19 protein-coding genes are annotated in these 16,009 nt (G+C 67.6%); 9 read left to right on the top strand and 10 right to left on the bottom strand.

All coding sequences use genetic code 11. The features are described from left to right. The first annotated feature begins 24 nt into the window (after positions 1-24). Positions 25-798, top strand: a complete 774-nt coding sequence (locus AC5Y4C_RS03370) for an S-methyl-5'-thioadenosine phosphorylase (protein ID WP_499963445.1) — start codon at positions 25-27, stop codon at positions 796-798. Continuing rightward, the gene (locus tag AC5Y4C_RS03365) at positions 795-1,829 is read left to right on the top strand and encodes an NAD-dependent epimerase/dehydratase family protein (protein WP_499963443.1); all 1,035 of its coding nucleotides are present in this window, start codon (positions 795-797) and stop codon (positions 1,827-1,829) included. Before AC5Y4C_RS03370 ends, AC5Y4C_RS03365 begins: the two co-directional genes overlap by 4 nt. A 12-nt stretch (positions 1,830-1,841) precedes the next feature. Here AC5Y4C_RS03365 and AC5Y4C_RS03360 read toward each other — a convergent pair whose 3' ends face one another. Together AC5Y4C_RS03360 and AC5Y4C_RS03355 are read right to left on the bottom strand one after the other, a co-directional pair. Then, positions 1,842-2,870, bottom strand: coding sequence for a sensor histidine kinase (locus AC5Y4C_RS03360; RefSeq protein WP_499905852.1), 1,029 nt, complete (start codon positions 2,868-2,870; stop codon positions 1,842-1,844). Then, the gene (locus AC5Y4C_RS03355; protein WP_499905854.1) at positions 2,857-3,546 is read right to left on the bottom strand and encodes a response regulator transcription factor; all 690 of its coding nucleotides are present in this window, start codon (positions 3,544-3,546) and stop codon (positions 2,857-2,859) included. Before AC5Y4C_RS03355 ends, AC5Y4C_RS03360 begins: the two co-directional genes overlap by 14 nt. 104 nt (positions 3,547-3,650) lie before the next feature. Between AC5Y4C_RS03355 and AC5Y4C_RS03350 the strand changes: the two genes are divergently transcribed. The 3 genes from AC5Y4C_RS03350 to AC5Y4C_RS03340 are packed head-to-tail and all read left to right on the top strand — an operon-like array spanning position 3,651 to position 5,633. Continuing rightward, positions 3,651-4,307: a glycosyltransferase family 2 protein gene (locus AC5Y4C_RS03350; RefSeq protein ID WP_499905856.1), complete on the top strand. Its 657-nt coding sequence runs from the start codon at positions 3,651-3,653 to the stop codon at positions 4,305-4,307. Continuing rightward, complete coding sequence (locus tag AC5Y4C_RS03345) at positions 4,304-4,966, top strand: TIGR04282 family arsenosugar biosynthesis glycosyltransferase (protein WP_499963441.1); 663 nt, start codon at positions 4,304-4,306, stop codon at positions 4,964-4,966. The genes AC5Y4C_RS03350 and AC5Y4C_RS03345 overlap by 4 nt, the downstream gene beginning before the upstream one ends. A gap of 1 nt (position 4,967) precedes the next feature. Beyond that, positions 4,968-5,633 carry a methyltransferase domain-containing protein gene (locus AC5Y4C_RS03340; RefSeq protein ID WP_499905860.1) on the top strand — a complete coding sequence of 222 codons (666 nt, stop codon included), beginning with the start codon at positions 4,968-4,970 and terminating at the stop codon, positions 5,631-5,633. Here the strand turns inward: AC5Y4C_RS03340 and AC5Y4C_RS03335 are convergent. The 5 genes from AC5Y4C_RS03335 to AC5Y4C_RS03315 all read right to left on the bottom strand — a co-directional run bounded on the left by AC5Y4C_RS03335 (position 5,542) and on the right by AC5Y4C_RS03315 (position 10,215). Then, a complete protein-coding gene (locus AC5Y4C_RS03335) occupies positions 5,542-6,003 on the bottom strand; it encodes a hypothetical protein (protein WP_499963498.1) in 462 nt (153 codons plus the stop codon). The genes AC5Y4C_RS03340 and AC5Y4C_RS03335 overlap by 92 nt on opposite strands. A 68-nt stretch (positions 6,004-6,071) precedes the next feature. Further along, positions 6,072-7,331 (bottom strand): molybdopterin-dependent oxidoreductase, encoded by a 1,260-nt coding sequence (locus AC5Y4C_RS03330; RefSeq protein ID WP_499963439.1) that lies wholly within the window; start codon positions 7,329-7,331, stop codon positions 6,072-6,074. A gap of 57 nt (positions 7,332-7,388) precedes the next feature. Beyond that, positions 7,389-8,741: a hypothetical protein gene (locus AC5Y4C_RS03325; protein WP_499963437.1), complete on the bottom strand. Its 1,353-nt coding sequence runs from the start codon at positions 8,739-8,741 to the stop codon at positions 7,389-7,391. Between the two features lie 20 nt (positions 8,742-8,761). Continuing rightward, positions 8,762-9,865 carry an o-succinylbenzoate--CoA ligase gene (gene menE / locus AC5Y4C_RS03320; RefSeq protein ID WP_499963435.1) on the bottom strand — a complete coding sequence of 368 codons (1,104 nt, stop codon included), beginning with the start codon at positions 9,863-9,865 and terminating at the stop codon, positions 8,762-8,764. A gap of 47 nt (positions 9,866-9,912) precedes the next feature. Beyond that, the gene (locus AC5Y4C_RS03315) at positions 9,913-10,215 is read right to left on the bottom strand and encodes a DUF3349 domain-containing protein (RefSeq protein WP_499905873.1); all 303 of its coding nucleotides are present in this window, start codon (positions 10,213-10,215) and stop codon (positions 9,913-9,915) included. A gap of 223 nt (positions 10,216-10,438) precedes the next feature. Between AC5Y4C_RS03315 and AC5Y4C_RS03310 the strand changes: the two genes are divergently transcribed. Genes AC5Y4C_RS03310 through AC5Y4C_RS03300 form a run of 3 tightly spaced genes read left to right on the top strand, consistent with a single transcriptional unit; the run spans position 10,439 to position 12,310 of the window. Then, the gene (locus AC5Y4C_RS03310; RefSeq protein ID WP_499963433.1) at positions 10,439-11,683 is read left to right on the top strand and encodes an inorganic phosphate transporter; all 1,245 of its coding nucleotides are present in this window, start codon (positions 10,439-10,441) and stop codon (positions 11,681-11,683) included. Between the two features lie 23 nt (positions 11,684-11,706). Further along, entirely contained in the window at positions 11,707-11,991 is a 285-nt protein-coding gene (locus tag AC5Y4C_RS03305; protein ID WP_499963431.1) for a hypothetical protein, read from the top strand. Positions 11,992-12,001: 10 nt separating this feature from the next. Continuing rightward, on the top strand, positions 12,002-12,310 hold the full coding sequence (locus tag AC5Y4C_RS03300) for a DUF3349 domain-containing protein (RefSeq protein WP_499963429.1): 309 nt from the start codon (positions 12,002-12,004) through the stop codon (positions 12,308-12,310). A 52-nt stretch (positions 12,311-12,362) separates the two neighbouring features. Here the strand turns inward: AC5Y4C_RS03300 and AC5Y4C_RS03295 are convergent, their stop codons facing one another. Genes AC5Y4C_RS03295 through AC5Y4C_RS03285 form a run of 3 tightly spaced genes read right to left on the bottom strand, consistent with a single transcriptional unit; the run spans position 12,363 to position 14,958 of the window. After that, positions 12,363-12,998, bottom strand: coding sequence for a DinB family protein (locus AC5Y4C_RS03295; RefSeq protein ID WP_499963427.1), 636 nt, complete (start codon positions 12,996-12,998; stop codon positions 12,363-12,365). Positions 12,999-13,054: 56 nt separating this feature from the next. After that, the gene (locus AC5Y4C_RS03290) at positions 13,055-14,299 is read right to left on the bottom strand and encodes a zinc-dependent alcohol dehydrogenase (protein ID WP_499963425.1); all 1,245 of its coding nucleotides are present in this window, start codon (positions 14,297-14,299) and stop codon (positions 13,055-13,057) included. A gap of 44 nt (positions 14,300-14,343) precedes the next feature. Further along, on the bottom strand, positions 14,344-14,958 hold the full coding sequence (locus tag AC5Y4C_RS03285) for a TetR/AcrR family transcriptional regulator (protein WP_499963423.1): 615 nt from the start codon (positions 14,956-14,958) through the stop codon (positions 14,344-14,346). A gap of 100 nt (positions 14,959-15,058) precedes the next feature. Between AC5Y4C_RS03285 and AC5Y4C_RS03280 the strand changes: the two genes are divergently transcribed. Further along, positions 15,059-16,006 (top strand): alpha/beta hydrolase, encoded by a 948-nt coding sequence (locus tag AC5Y4C_RS03280; protein ID WP_499963421.1) that lies wholly within the window; start codon positions 15,059-15,061, stop codon positions 16,004-16,006. Positions 16,007-16,009: the final 3 nt, after the last annotated feature.

Raw genomic sequence — 16,009 nt, 5'->3', positions numbered from 1 at the left:
GTCGCATGCTGTTTGAATGGGCCAATGATCGGCGTGATCGGAGGCAGCGGCTTCTACACGTTCTTCGACGACGACGCCCGCAGCGTCGAGATGGACACCCCATACGGGCCGCCCAGCGCGCCGATCACCATCGGCGAGGTCGCTCACCATGAGGTGGCGTTTCTGCCGCGCCACGGCGTGCGCCACGAGTTCTCGCCGCATGCGGTGCCGTACCGCGCCAACATGTGGGCGTTGCGCGCGCTGGGTGTGCGGCGGGTCTTCGGGCCGTGCGCGGTCGGCAGCCTGAGCCGTGAGCTCGGCCCGGGTGCGATGGTGGTGCCCGATCAGCTCGTCGACCGCACGTCCGGCCGCGCCGACACCTACTTCGATTCCGGCGGCATTCACGTCACCTTCGCCGACCCGTACTGCCCGACGCTGCGGCAGGCGGCGTTGGCGCCCGGGATCACCGACGGCGCGACGATGGTGGTGGTCCAGGGTCCTCGGTTTTCCACCCGTGCCGAGAGCCGGTGGTTCGCGAGCCAGGGCTTCGAGCTGGTGAACATGACCGGGTATCCGGAGGCGGTGTTGGCCCGTGAACTCGAAATATGTTACGCGGCAATCGCTTTGGTCACCGATCTGGACGCCGGTATCGACGTCGGATCCGGGGTGCGCGCGGTCGACGTGTTCGCCGAGTTCCAGCGAAACCTGGGGCCGTTCAAGCAAGTGGTGCTCGACGCCATCAGTGCGGTGCACAGCGAGCGCACCTGTACCCATTGCTTGCCGCATGAGGGCGTGTCGCTGCCCTTCGAGCTGCCATGAAGGTGCTCGTGACCGGCGCGGCCGGGTTCATCGGGACGCGGGTGGCCGATGCGCTCAGCGCCGACGGCCACGAGGTCGTGGGTGTGGACGTGATGCTTCCGGCCGCCCACGCGCCGGGCAGTCAGCCGCCGCCCGGCTGTCATCGCGTGGACGTCCGCGACGCCGACGCGCTGGCCAGCTTGCTGGTAGGTGTCGACGTGGTGTGCCATCAGGCCGCCATGGTGGGCGCCGGCGTGAACGCCGCCGACGCCCCGGCGTACGGCAGCCACAATGACTACGCCACCACCGTGCTGCTGGCCCAGATGTACGCCGCGGGGTGTTCGCGGCTGGTGCTTGCCTCGTCGATGGTGGTCTACGGGCAGGGCCGCTACGACTGCCCGGTCCACGGGCCGGTCGAGCCGCCGCCGCGGCGCCGCGAAGATATGGACGCCGGCATGTTCGAGCACCGCTGCCCACTCGGCGGCGAGGATCTGCAGTGGCGACTGGTGGACGAGGACGCGCCGCTGCGGCCGCGCAGTCTTTATGCCGCCAGCAAGACCGCGCAGGAGCATTACGCACTGGCCTGGAGCGAGGCGACCGGCGGATCGGTGATCGCGCTGCGCTACCACAATGTGTACGGCCCGGGCATGCCACGAGACACGCCGTATTCGGGGGTCGCGGCGATCTTCCGGTCGGCACTCGAAAAAGGAGATGCTCCAAAGGTTTTCGAAGACGGTGCCCAGATGCGCGACTTCGTCCACGTCGACGACGTCGCAGCAGCCAATGCGGCGGCCGTCCGCCGGGTGGGCGCGCAGTGGTTCACCGCCGCGAATGTCTGCTCAGGACAACCCATCTCGATTCTGCAGGTGGCCGAACTGCTGTGCAGTGCAAGCGGCGGGCCGGCGCCCGTGGTCACGGGCCAGTACCGCAGCGGGGACGTCCGCCACATCGTCGCCGACCCCACCCGGGCGCGCGACCTGCTCGGGTTCACTGCCCGCGTCCGCCCAGCGGACGGCATTCGTGCCTTTGCAACGGCGCCGCTGCGCGCCTGACAACCGGCTGGCTCAGCGATCTGCCGCGAGCGGCAACCTGACCTCGAATCGTGCGCCCGTGCCGAGATTGTGCGCCGAGAGCGTGCCGTGATGCGCCTGCACCAACCCGGCCGCGATCGCCAACCCCAAACCAGAACCGCTCGGCAGCGACGGGTCGCTGCGCGGCACCCGTCCGTTGGAGCCCCGGTACGCCACGTCGAACACCCGCGGAAGGTCGGCCTCGTCGATGCCCACGCCGGTGTCGTCGACGCGGGCGAACGCACCGTTCTCGTCGGCGCCGAGCGCCAGCTTCACGGTGCCGCCCGCCGGCGTGTGCGCGATTGCGTTCGCTACCAGATTCGACAGCACGCGCACCAACGCGCGGTCGCTGCCGATCACCCGGACCGGTTCGGCGGGCAGCGTCGCCTGCAACGCCACGCCGGCCCGTTCCGCGGCGATCTTGTGCGCGGCCAGCACGTCGTCGACCACCTCGTCGAGTGCCACCCGCTCCTGCGTCAGCTGCACGGCGCCGGCGTTGATCTTCGACATCTCGAACAGGTCGTCGACCATCTCCGACAGCCGAATCGACTCTTGCTCAATGTGTCTGGCGTGCTCGCGGATTTCTCGCGGCGGCACCACGCCGTCAGCCAGCGCCTCGGCGACCGCGCGGATGCCGGCTAGCGGCGTGCGCAGGTCGTGGCTGACGAACGCCACCAGCTGCCGCCGCGACTCCTCCGAGGACCGCTCGGAGTCGCGAATCTGTCTCTCCCACACCGTTCTTCGGGCCTGGAACCGGGCCAGCATCACCGCCGCCGGGATGGTGACCACCGCGACGATCAGCAGCACCACGGCTATCTGCCGGAACGTCTGCGTGATCATGAAGCCCGAGGCGCCCAATACGCCTGCCAACGTCGCGAGCGTCGGGATGAGCACCAGCACCACCATGCTGACGGCCAGCGACCACGACCGCGCCAGCCGGATCACCAGCCAACCGGCCACCACGACGGGCACCGTGCAGCCCAGCGCCCAGCCGGCGATCTGTACCAGATCATGTGTCGGCATGCGGTTCGCCCCACATGTACCCGCGCCCCCACACGGTCTGAACACGATGTCGCGCACCAAGTTTCGTACGCAGCCTCTTCACGTGCACGGTCACGGTCGACAGGTCGCCGAACTCCCAGCGCCACACCCGCTTGAGCAGTTCCTCGCGGGTGAACACGGTGTCCGGGTGGGTCAGCAGGAACAGCAGCAGGTCGAACTCACGGTTGGTCAGGTTCACCTTGCGCCCGTCGACGTACACCGACCGCGCGGCAGTAACCACCTTGAGCCCGTCGGCGGTGATCTCCATCGGCACCGCAGAGCCGGGAGCCGGGGCCCGGCGCAGCACGGAGCGCACCCGCAGCGCCAGTTCTCGAGGGCTGAACGGTTTGGTGACGTAATCGTCGGCGCCTGCCTCCAGGCCCGCGATGCGGTCGTCTTCCTCACCCAGCGCGGTCAGCAGAATCACCGGGATCGGGTAGCCCCCGCCGCTGCGCAAGGTGCGGCACAGCGCCATCCCGTTTGGGCCGGGCATCATCACGTCGAGCACCGCGACGTCGATCCGCTGGGTGCCCAGCACCCGCAGCGCCTCGGTCCCGTCCCCGGCGACGGTGACGTCCAGGCCGTCGCGCTCGAGATAGCGCCGCACTACGTCACGGACGACGGTGTCGTCGTCGGCGATCAGTACCCGGGCGGCCACAGCCCCGAGGTTAGTCGGAAACGGGAACGACCTGCGGCGATGTCATTGATTCGTCACCCCTGCCCGCGCAGCGGCGGACACCGGCGTGACTAACCTCGGCACACATGCCCGACTGTTCGGTGACGGTGGTGCTGCCGTGCTTGAACGAAGCGGCGTCCCTGCCGGGCGTGTTGGCGAGAATTCCGCCGGGTTATCAGGCTCTGGTGGTCGACAACAACAGCACTGACGAGACCGCCGATGTGGCGCGCAGCCACGGCGCTCGGGTGGTCACGGAACCACGGCCGGGGTACGGCTCGGCAGTGCACGCGGGCGTCGTCGCGGCGACGACGCCGATCGTGGCGGTGCTGGACGCCGACGGCTCGCTGGATCCGGCGGAGCTGCCGCTGATGGTCGCCGAACTCGAGCGGGGCGCCGACATGGTGATCGGACGTCGGCGCCCGGTGCGCGGGTTGCGCTGGCCCTGGCATGCGAGGCTGGGCACCGCCGCGGTGAGCTGGCGGCTGCGGACCCGCTATGGGCTGCCGATACACGACATCGCGCCGATGCGAGTGGCCCGCCGCGACGCGCTGCTGCGACTCGGCGTCGAGGACCGCCGGTCGGGATATCCGGTGGAGCTACTGGTGCGGGCAGCACAGGCCGGCTGGCGCGTGGTGGAGCGCGACGTCGGCTACGGCCCCCGTACCGGCGGGAAGTCGAAAGTCAGCGGGTCCGCGCGTGGCAGCCTCGTGGCGGCCGTCGACTTCTGGCGGGCGATCTCATGACGCTTCCGGTGACGGTGCTGGTCGTCGCGAAGGCGCCCACACCCGGGCAGGCCAAGACCCGACTGGCCGAGGCGGTGGGTGCACAGGCGGCAGCACAGATCGCTGCGGCCGCGTTGCTGGACACGCTCGACGCCGTCGCGGCAGCGCCGGTGGCCAGTCGTGTGGTCGCGTTGACGGGTGATCTCGACACCGCGGTGATGGCCGACGAGATACGTTCGGCGCTGAGCTCTTTCATCGTCGTTCCGCAACGCGGTACGGATTTCGGCGACCGGCTGGCCAACGCCCACGCCGATGCCGCCACCGCGGCTGGACCCCGGCCCGTGCTGCAGATCGGCATGGACACCCCGCAAGTCACGGCCGGGTTGCTTTCCCGCTGCGCTGACGCGCTGCTGGCCGCGCCTGCCGTGCTCGGAATGGCGATCGACGGCGGCTGGTGGGTGCTCGGGGTGCACTCGCCCATCGAGGCGGACGTGCTGCGCGCGGTGCCGATGTCGCAACCCGACACGGGTGCGATCACGCTTCGCGCCTTGCGCGACACCGGAATCAACGTGGTGCTTGTGGACCAACTGCGCGACGTCGACACCATCGACGACGTGGCCGCGGTGCGAGAGCAGTGCGCATCCGAATCGCGGTTTGCCAAGATCACCCAAGGGCTGTGACGTGCTGGGCAACCTCTACGAACTGGCGCTGAGCGGTGAACGGTGCTGGGTTCGCCACGACGACGGTCGCGTGCACCTGCTTCCGGTGCGCAGCTGGCTGGGCGGGCGCGGGGCCGACGATGCCTTCGACCGCGCGGTAGTCGGCCTGTGTGACGGCCCTACCCTCGATTTAGGCTGCGGCCCAGGGCGATTGGTGGCCCAGCTGATGCGCCGCGGCATCCCAGCGCTCGGTGTGGACCAGTCGGCCACCGCAGTGCGGCTAGCGCGGCGCCGAGGCGCGCCGGCACTACGCCGCGACATGTTCGCGCCATTGCCGGCCACCGGCCGCTGGCACACCGTGCTGCTCGCCGACGGCAACATCGGCCTGGACGGCGACCCGGGGCGGATCCTTGCGCGGGCCCGTCAGCTGCTGCGGGAGGGTGGGCGGTGCCTGGTCGAATTCGACAGCGCCGCAACGGGCGTGCACCGCGGCTGGGTGCGGCTGGAGTCCGCGCGGGCGGTCGGGCCGTGGTTTCGCTGGGCGTCCGTCGGCGTCGACAGCGCCGCCCGCCTGGCCGAGCTCGTCGGGATGTCGGTCATCGAAATTCATCGGGTGGATCGACGGGTGGTGGCGAGCCTCGCCGTCGGACCCGCACCAGCCGGATCGCGTAGCAGCCCGCGCTACTAGCGAACATTGCCGCACACAACAACAGCCACCTGCCCAGAAACGGCTGCTGCGTCTGACCGGTGGCAGCCTGGTACGTGGCGGCACCCTGCTCGATGATTCCGGGCAGGAACACCAGCAGGGTCAGCGCCGCGCCGAGCAGGGGCACGCGAAGGTGGTTCACCACGGGCACAGGAGATTTCGGCAGCCGCCGATCGGGCAACGTCAAGAGTCGGTCGGCCAACGAGTACAGCGGAAACAACACCAGGTCGTGTCCGACGACGGCGGCTGCGAACCACACCGCGATCGACTGCCACCACACGTGCGGGTTCCACAGTGTCTGCGGTTTCATCACGGCGATGACGTAAGCCAGCGCGGCGAACCCGGCCAGCATGGTCAGCAGGTGCAACGGATGCGACCCGTAGAACGTGCGGTAGCGGGCCAGCAGGCCGCGGGCGGTGGTCACGGTTCGGGCTCGAACTCGATAGACGCCACCCACTTGGTGTTGTGGACGCCGGGCAGTGCGGGAACGATGATCCGCGCCGGATATCCGTGGTCCGCCGACAACTCCGCACCGTTGACCCGCAGCGTCAGTAGCGAATCGGGGTCGAGCACCTGATTGCGCTGCAGCACAGCGCGATTGAATGCGCCGAAGCGTTCCAACGACGTCACCCGCGCCAGCCGCGGCGTCGGCACGCCGGCGAGCGCGGCCAGGTCACGCAGCCGCACGCCGCTCCATGTTTCGGTGGTCGACCAGCCTTCGACGCACGCGATCGGCAGCCGTGCGGTGTGTTGCGCCATGGCGGCCAGTGCATCGCGGTCCAGCGTCACCGGAGCGGTTCCACCAGTCAGCCTGAGTCGCCACCGCTCGCCGGTGCTCTCGGGGCTGATCGCTGCCGCGAATGCGGTCCGGTTGACTTGAAAGTCGTTGGGCCCCGATCCGTGGTCGCGCCCGCGTGGGAGCAGCAACGCCGAATGGCGGGTCCAGCCGCCGACGGTCTGCCCGGCGGTGATCGCGGCCATGGCCAGCGCCCCGCCACCCACCAGTGCCAACGCACCGCGGCGGCTCACCGTCGCCGGTGCCGGATCGGCGGCCACCAGTCCGTCGGGATCGGGCGGCTCTGGCTGTGTGTCAGAGCGTTTGGTGCGCAACACTTCTCGCACCGGGATGGCACGCACACCGCTGAGCATGCGCGGAACCTTCAATGTGATGTGCATCAGGAAGCCGACGATGAACACCCATGCGCCGAAGTAGTGCGCGGTGTAGAAGCTGAAGCCGAAGATGTAGTCGTATTGGATGTTCAGCACACCGGTGGCAAGCTCGAACAAGACGCCGCCGACGAGCATGAGCAGCGAAACCCGTTCCAGCATTTGGGCTATCGACCGACTCGGTGGCCAGACGAACAGCTTCGGGATCACCGACCACAGTTTGGCCAGCACCACGGGGATGAGCACGAGTCCAAGCCCGACGTGCACTCCCTGGGTGAGCCGGTACAGCCATGCCGGTTGAGTGGGCCAGTCGAACGTCGGCAGTTTCAGCCATCCCACGTCGGCGGGGATGGCCTGTCCGTACTGCGGGCCGTACGCGATGTAGGACAACAAACCGGTGAGGATGACGACCGGCAGGGCGACCAACAGCACCAGGCCCAAGACCGAGGTCAGCCAAGGGCCGCGAAGGGGACTGCGCCACCGGCGTCCTGTCGGCGGACTGTCGTCGGCCATGTCTCTCGTCTACTCCGGTCTGCGGGCAGCGGCACCGTTTTTCCGGAGACGAATTTCTTACCAGTTCGTGTAGATGACGTGGTTGAGCACCAACGCACCGACGACGTTGGCGGCCAGCCACCAGCGATGTGACCGCTGCGGCAGCAGTGCCGGCGCCGCTGTCAGCCACATCGTGAACGGCAGCCAGATGCGTTCGGTTTCAGCCTTGCTCAGCATCGACAAGTCCGCGCACGCAATCGCGGTGAGTGAGGCCAACACCAGAAGGTGAATACCGCGGCGGCGGCGGATCGCCGCGAGATCGAAGACCTTGCCGACTCCCGCGACACTGCCCAGACCGATCGCGCACACCACCGACGCCAGATTGGCCCAGCTCCAGTACTGAAACGGTCGGTCATTCGCAATGCCTTGCCAATAACGTTGCTGCACAAGGGTGTAGCCGTCGAACCACCAAAAGCCTGCCCACGCGAAGACACCGACGACCATCAGCGCAGCGGGTATCGCGACGGCCAGCGCTGTGAACGCGTCGCGACGTCGATCGGCGGTGAAGAGCACAGCCACCGCCAGGACTGCGATCAGTGCCAGGCCGTAGTTCAAGAAGACCGCCCAGCCCAGCAGCAGACCGGCACCGGCGGCGGCCACGGCGGGCAGCCGGACGCTTCGGCTGACGGCCAGCGCCAGCAGCGCAAGGCCCCATGCGGCAACTCCCGCGAAATAGCCGTCGGCTGACACGGCAACCCAGATGGCGGTCGGTGCGACCGCCACGAACGGCGCGGCGAGCCGGGCGGTGGCTTCGCCGTCGATGGCCCGCAGCGTCACGACGATCGCCGCGGCCGCGCTGGATCCGGTGAGCAGGCACAAGGTGCCGGCCCAGCCGCCGCCGCCCAGCCCGATGCGGTCCAGCCAGACGAACGTCAGCAGCGCACCCGGCGGATGGCCGGAGACGTGGGTGATCCAGGAGTCGGGCTGGAAGTCGGGGATGCGACGGGCGAAACTGCGCAGTGCCGCCGGGATGTCGGTTACCGACGGCACTTGACGCAGGTATTCGTGCTGGGCGGTCAACCGGCCGGCAAAGCCGCGCTTCCAGCCGTCGACCATGGCCAGCGCGAAAGCCCACGCCGCTGACGTCGCCCACGCGACAACCGGCAGCGCCCGCCACGGCAGGCGTTGGGCGACAGTGGGTCCGCACGCGACGGCAAGCACGCCGATCAGCACCGCGACCGGTGTGCCCCATCCCACGTGGGTGTTCCACCATCCGAATATCGGTGCGGTATCGGCGAATTGGTGGATTCGTTCGGGTGACGAGCGGATCAGCGGCGTGACGACGCCGAGATGCAGGTGCGGCACGACGAACGCGGCTGTCACCAGCGCGACGGCCAGCGGTACCGCGACCGCCTCGCTGCGCACTTTCACGACGCCACCCTATGGGCAGATCACCGGGAGAACCGTCCGGCCAGCGCCCGCCTGTCCACCTTGCCGATTCCGCGCAGCGGCAGCTCGTCGACGACATGCAGCTCACGCGGCGCGGCAGTGCTGTCCAATGAGGCGCCGACGAACTCCCGCAGCTCCTGCAGCGTCGGCGGCTGACGGTTTGCCGCAGGCACCACCGCGGCGACCACCCGCTCGCCCAGGCGAGGGTCGGGTACGCCGAACACCGCGCACTGCGCCACCGCCGGATGGCTTGACATCACGGCCTCGACCACCTGTGGCTGCACGGTCAGCCCGCCCGTGCTGATGCCCTCGTCGAGCCGGCCGTACACGGTGAGCACACCGTCGGCGTCGATGCTGCCCGCGTCGTCGGTGCGGAACCAGCCCGGTTCGGCGAACGGGTCAGCACCCGAGGGCGGATTGCGGTACCCCTTGGCCAACGTGGCGCCACCGAGCACCACTCGCGCATCGTCGATCCGCATCCGCACCCCGTTCAGCGGCACCCCGTCATAGACGCAGCCGCCGGCGGTCTCGCTCATTCCGTAGGTGCGCACCACGTGAATGCCTGCGCCACGAGCTTTTTCCGCCAGCGCAGGAGGGAGCGGCCCGCCGCCGATCAGCACCGCGTCGAACTCAGCCAGTGCGCCGGTCGCCGCCGGGTCGTCGAGCACCTTTGCCAATTGGGTTGCCACCAACGACGCGTAGCGTCGACCGCTACCCAACGCCTGCACCGCGGCGGGCAGCAGTGAGACGTCGAAACCGCCGGAGACGTCGAGCACCACCGGCGTGGTGCCGGCGAGCGCGCTGCGGATCAAAACCTGCATGCCGGCGATGTGGTGCGCCGGCAATGCCAATAGCCAACGACCGGTACCGCCCAGGCGCGCGTGTGCAGCAGACGCGCTGGCGCGCAGTGCCGCTGCGGTCAGCATCGCGCCCTTCGGGACACCCGTCGTGCCTGACGTCGCAACCACCAGCGCCACGTCGTCGTCGATCGGTTCGCCGGCCCGCAAAGACGTTGTCAGCAAGGAAGATTCACGTGGGCTCCAGGTCGGCACGGGCAGCAGTGCCTGGGTGCGGCCGGTCAGCATCTGCTCCACCGCGGGCAGCACACGCGAAACCTCGGCGCCGGCGGGAATCTCGAGCGTGTGCAGGGTGGCTATCCGGTGTCCTCGCTGTCTCTCGGATCGTCCAGCGGCCAGCCACCGACGGCGAGGCGCTGACGCACGCGCTCCACGTCGTCGGGCGACGGCAGTTCGTCGGTGATGCCGGTGATGGCCACGCCGATGTCGATGTGGTCGAAATCACCGCGCTTCATCAAGTCGGCGGCGACAGCTTTCACCTCGTCGGTGGTGAGGCGACGCGACAGCAGGGCGAGCACCGGCATGTAGTCGGTGGCGGGCATGCCCTCGGGATATCCCGCGCGCAGCCACGACGCGATCGCGCTGAGGAATCGGTTCACTGCGCCACCTCTCCTCGACGTCCGCCCGCACGGTTTGGTTGATTCGATCGTAGAGCGGAGAACGCGACCAGCCCCGGATCGGCTGCACGCCCCAACACACCGCATCCGCCAGGTGAATAATCGGTGAACTCCTCGCAGGTCAGAGCAAACTCCCTGCTCGACACGAGTTGCGCTATCCACGGAGTTTGTGTGAATCAGCCTCCGTGCCAGCAGAATGGGCGCCATGAGCGCGGAGTTGCTGATCTTGGGGTTGCTCGTCGCGACGGCACTCGTGTTCGACTTCACCAACGGATTCCACGACACCGGCAACGCGATGGCGACGTCGATTGCCACCGGCGCTCTGAAACCCAAGGTGGCAGTTCTGCTCGCCGGGGTGCTCAACCTCGTGGGCGCATTCTTGTCAGTCGAGGTGGCGGCCACCGTCACCACCCAGGTGCTGAAGATCCAGGACGCCAAGACCGGCCACCTACTGGCTGGAATCGACCCGTCGACGGGGCTGACCATCATCTTCGCCGGGCTGATCGGCGGAATCCTGTGGAACCTGTTCACGTGGTTGTTCGGCATTCCGTCGAGTTCCTCGCACGCACTGTTCGGCGGGCTGATCGGAGCGGGCCTCGCGGCGATCGGCGTCGGCGGCGTCAACTGGAGCGGCATCACGCAGAAGGTCTTGATCCCGGCCGTCGCCGCGCCCGTCATAGCGGGAATTGTGGCGGCCGCCGCGACGTGGCTGGTGTACCGGATCACACGCCAGGTCCTGAAGAGCCGACGCGAAGAAGGGTTCCGGTGGGGCCAGATCGCGACGGCCTCGCTGGTGGCTCTGTCGCACGGCACGAACGACGCGCAGAAGACGATGGGTGTGATTGCCCTGGCGTTGATCACCACCGGGCACCTGACCGGCGACGTCAAGAAGGACGGACTGCCGTTCTGGATTGTCGCGAGCTGTGCCGTGGCGATCGGACTGGGCACCTACATCGGCGGATGGCGGGTGATCCGGACCTTGGGCAAGGGTCTGGTGGAACTCGAGTCCCCGCAAGGCCTTGCCGCCGAGGCGTCGTCAGCGGCGATCATCCTCAGTTCCAGCGCCGCCGGAATGGCCTTGTCGACCACCCATGTGGCGACGGGCTCGATTCTGGGCAGCGGCGTCGGAAAGCCGGGAGCTCAGGTGCGGTGGGCTGTCGCCGGACGGATGGCCGTAGCTTGGCTGCTGACGCTGCCAGCGGCGGGAGTGGTTGGCGCACTGACGTTTTGGATTTCGCACGGGATCACCGGGTTCAGCTCGCCGCTGTGGGGTGACATCGTCATCTTCCTGATCCTCGTAGGTGCGTCGTTCTACATCTGGCGGCGCGCTCAGCAGCAGAAGGTCGACCACACCAACGTCAACGCCGAGTGGGACACCACGACCAACTCGGTGGTACCTCCCGGGACTCGGCCGACCGACGTCGCGACGCCCAAAGAACCGATCGCTTGAGGTCTTGAGATGAGGAACGACTGATGCACTATCTGGAGAGCATCCTGCGTGTGCTCCTCGTGGGGCTGCTGCTCGGCGCCGGCCTGCCGGCAATCTTCGCTCTGGGGTTGGTGGCCTATTCGGGCGGGGCCGGCGGCGTCGACGCCAACAGCGTTGTGCAGCAACCTAATACGGCGTTGAAGTGCCTCGGGGTAGTGCTGTTCCTAGTCGTCGCCGCAGTGATTGTCATCGGAATCCTGTGGATCACCCGAGGAACCATCATCCATCACTTCGGGATAGATCTGTTCCCGTTCCTTCCGAGGAAATGAGCTGACATCGATGGCTGAGAACCGCAGTTTTTTCGAGTGCGCGCTGAAGTGGATCCACCAGGGATACCCGAATGGTGTTCCGCCCAAAGACTATTTTCCGTTGCTCGCCTTGTTGAAACGGTCGCTCACCGAAAGCGAAGTGGTGCAGGCGGCGTTGTCCATCCTGCGAGAGGGCGATTCCGACACGCCTGTTACCACCGATCAGATTCATGAGGCGATCCGCCGAATCACTGAGCAGGAACCGAATCCGGAAGAAATCCATCAGGTGGCGTCGCGGCTGGCATCGGTCGGCTGGCCGTTGGCGACGACAGCCGGCTGACCGCGACATCGCGTCGCGCTCAGCGAGGAACGTTGCTGTCGTGGATGCGGTGTCACTCATGCTGGATCTTCGGAGGCAATGACGCATTCGGTGCTTCAGACGCTTGGCGCGCTGCTAGCTCGATTCGGCGGTGCAGGCTGTGCCAATAGGCGGCGTCACCGTCGAAAAGGCCTGAGCGGTCCGGTGCTAACCCGGCTGCGTTGTCTGTCAGTTCGCGGATGATGTCGGCGTGTCCGACGTGGCGCGCTGTCTCGGCGAGCATGTGAACCAGGATTTGGTGCAGCGTCACCGTGCGGCGCCCCGGAGGCCAGCTTGGGACGGTGCCCGGGTGATCGAGATCGAAGTCTTCGATGGTGGCGTCGGAGTGGGCACAGGCCCGCTGGTACAGATTCACGATGTCGTGCCGAGTCTCGTCAGCGGTTGCCCACATGTCCGCCGTCGGCTCCGTCGGCTCCGCCAGCCACAGCGGCCGCTCGGGAAACGGCCGGCCGAAAACGTCACCGAAGTAACCGATTTCGCAGCCGGCCAGATGTTTCACCAAGCCCAGCAGGTTCGTGCCGTGCGGTGTCATCGGGCGTCGCAGTTGGTACTCGGACAAGCCGTCAAGCTTCCAGAGCATTGCGACCCGGGAATCGTGCAGGTAACGGTGCAAATGCTGCTTGAAGTCCTTACCAGTGGCTGTTGTCATGTCTCAGGTGGCCGATCGAACACCGAAAGGACGATAACGCGAGGACGCAAGGCCGTTCAGGCGGTCAGGATCGTCTTGATCGCGTCGCCGTGGCAATGCTCGCGAAGGGCGGCGGGCGCGTCGTCGAAGGAAGCGGTGAGTGTGGTCACCAACTCCGGCTGCAGCCGTCGTGATGCCATGAGTTGCAATACTTCTGGCATGACGGCGCGGACATGGCTGCGGCCGATGTGAAGGGTCACATTGCGCACATAACAGGCCGCCAACGGAATGCGTGCACTGCGGTGAAGCGACCACACGCAGGTGCAGACTCCGTCGGGTGCGGTATGGCGAAGCACGTGACGAAGTCCGGTCGGGGTGCCGGTCGCATCGACGGTGAGTGCAGCGGTCGGCCACTCGCGGCGCTGTCGTGGCTCTAAGGCGCGGAACCCGAGCCGCTCCGCCCGATCGCGAACGGACGCGCGGCCGTCGACCACATAGATTCGGCGGGCACCGAGCGCCTGGGAGATCAGCGCGGTGCACAAGATAGCGCTCGACGTCATCGGCTCCCGGTTGCCCAGTCGCCCGACGATCAGCACTTCGGTGTCGCGATCTGCGGCCAGCAGGGCGGGCAGATGCGGTGCGACCTGACGGTAGGCGTCACAGATGTTGTCACCGACGCCGGCGGCGGCAGCGGGATCGACACCGTCGGGCAATGTCACCAGCATCGCGTCGGCGTACGGAACCGCCATCAGATCAGCAAGTGCGCCGCCCCACAGGCCACCCGAGATGCCGAATCCGTACATCGATGCCGGCGGGACCGCCAGGCAACTGCCGGTGAGCCCGCGCCGGCATGCGGCGCATTGTCCGCAACTGATCTGAAACGGCACCACCACCCGGTCGCCGACGCGAACGTCGTTCACCTGGTCGCCGACCTCGGTCACCTCTGCCACGCATTCGTGGCCCAGGTGCAGCGGCAATGGAAAAGGCGTGCGGCCCAACATCATTGCCCGGTCGACGTCACAGGTGGCGACAGCTACCGGCCGCACCAGAGCACCATACGGTGCAGGCCGACCGGGTCGCGGAACCGATCGCCAGCGCAGCCGTCCGCCCGGCGATGCGATCAGTCCGCGCATCCGCTCGCGGCGCGGCTTGGCACGGCTGCCGAGTTGCTTCATCCGCATCCGGATGTCGCGGTGCAGCGGCAGACGCGCGGCGGCGAGGGCATCGGGGCGCAACAGTGCGGCGTAATGCCCTATCGCGGAGCGGGCCCGCACCCGATCCCGGTCGGCGCGGTGGCTCGGCTCCGTCTTACCGATGGCCATCGGAACTCCTTTCACGAACGGTTGTTTCGGATGATGCTTGGCGTTCACTCGATGGCGCGGATGAGCCGTTCGATGACTGCGCCGGCGTCCTGGCGTGCTTGCTCGTGGTCTTCGGCGCGTGCGACGTACAGGGTGGCTTCGCGGATGGCGGCCAGCATCGTCAGGGCCGTCGGCTCGATCGGCTGAGGCGGGATGCGGCCCGTCTCGACCGCATTGGTCAACAGCGCTCTGACGAGCCCGATGTTGTAGCGGTTACCGATCTCGGTCCATCGGGTCCAGCCGAGCACCGCAGGAGCATCCACCAGGACGATGCGCTGAATCTCCGGATCCGAGCAGGCGTCCAGCCAGAAGTTCGCTCCCAGGCGCATGATCTGCACCGGATCGCTCTCGTCGGCCTGCGCGATGGCCTCGGCCATCCGGGTTGCGACTTCGGCTTCCACTTGCTCGAAAACCGCGGCGAAAAGCTCGGTCTTGTCGGCGAAGTGGTGATACAGCGCCCCTCGGGTCAGGCCGGCCGCTCGAACGATGGTCTCCAGTGCTGCCTCACCGAAGCCGCGGGCGGCGAAGAGCTGCCGGGCCGCTGAAATCAGCGCTTCGCGGGTTTCTGCGGCCCGCTGCGCTTGGCTGCGGCGAACATCGTCCAACGTGTTGCTCCTCATACATACTGTATGTATCCTCCTACATACTGTATGTAGGTCGCTGAATCATAGCTGTTGCCGCGGCGCTGCGTCGCCCGACTCCAGCGGAAAGAAGACCACGATGTCGACGACCCGCGAGAAGGTGTGGTTTCCCAGCGGTGACAGCTACTGCACGGCGTGGCACTACCCTGGAACCAACGGTGCATGCGTGGTCATGGCCGCCGGACTCGCGGTGATCAAGGAAGCGGGCACCGATCCACTCGCATCGGAGCTCCACGACGCGGGCTACAGCGTCCTGGCCTTCGACTACCGCTATCTGGGTGAAAGTGGCGGCACTCCAAGACAATTGGTGCGCTTCCGCGATCAGCTCGCCGACTACCAAGCCGCCATCGACTTCGCCGCGACGCTGCCCGGCGTAGATCCCGCCCGGCTCGCCATCTGGGGGTTCTCGGCGTCAGGCGGCCATGTGTTTCTGCTCGCCGCGCGTAACCCCGGGCTGGCTGCGGCGATCGCGCACGCACCGGCCGCCGACGGACTCGACGCCATGCGCAACGCCCTGCGGCACATGACTTTACTGGCGTTCGTCCGGTTGATCGCTCGTGCCGCGGCCGATGCGATCGGGGGACTGTTCGGTCGCGATCCGCTGCTGGTGCCGCTGGCCGGTGAACGCGGCACCGTCGCGGCGCTCACCACACCCGACTCGCGCAATTACTCGAGGGCGCTCAATCCTTCGAACCGCTACCCACACTGGCAGCAAGCCGTCGCGGCTCGGTCTGCGGTACGCATCGGCTTCTACCGTCCGGCTCGGTACGCCAAGCGAATTCAATGTCCGCTGCTCGTCGTCGCCTACGACGCCGACGGTGTCGCCCCGCCCGGGCCGGCAATCCGTGCCGCACGGCAGGCGCCACGCGGCCGGCTCGCCCGCCTTCGCGGTGGACACTATTCGGGATTCCTCGACGCCCAGGAGGAGACGACGCAGGCCATCTTGTCCTTCCTGGGTCATACACTCCAGCCGCTCGAGTCCACCGGTCGAGCGGATCACCGGACGATCACCGGACATAGTGCGTGAGGA

The sequence above is a fragment of the Mycobacterium sp. NGS35 genome, assembly GCF_059812855.1.
This window is presented reverse-complemented; position numbering and strand designations above follow the sequence as displayed.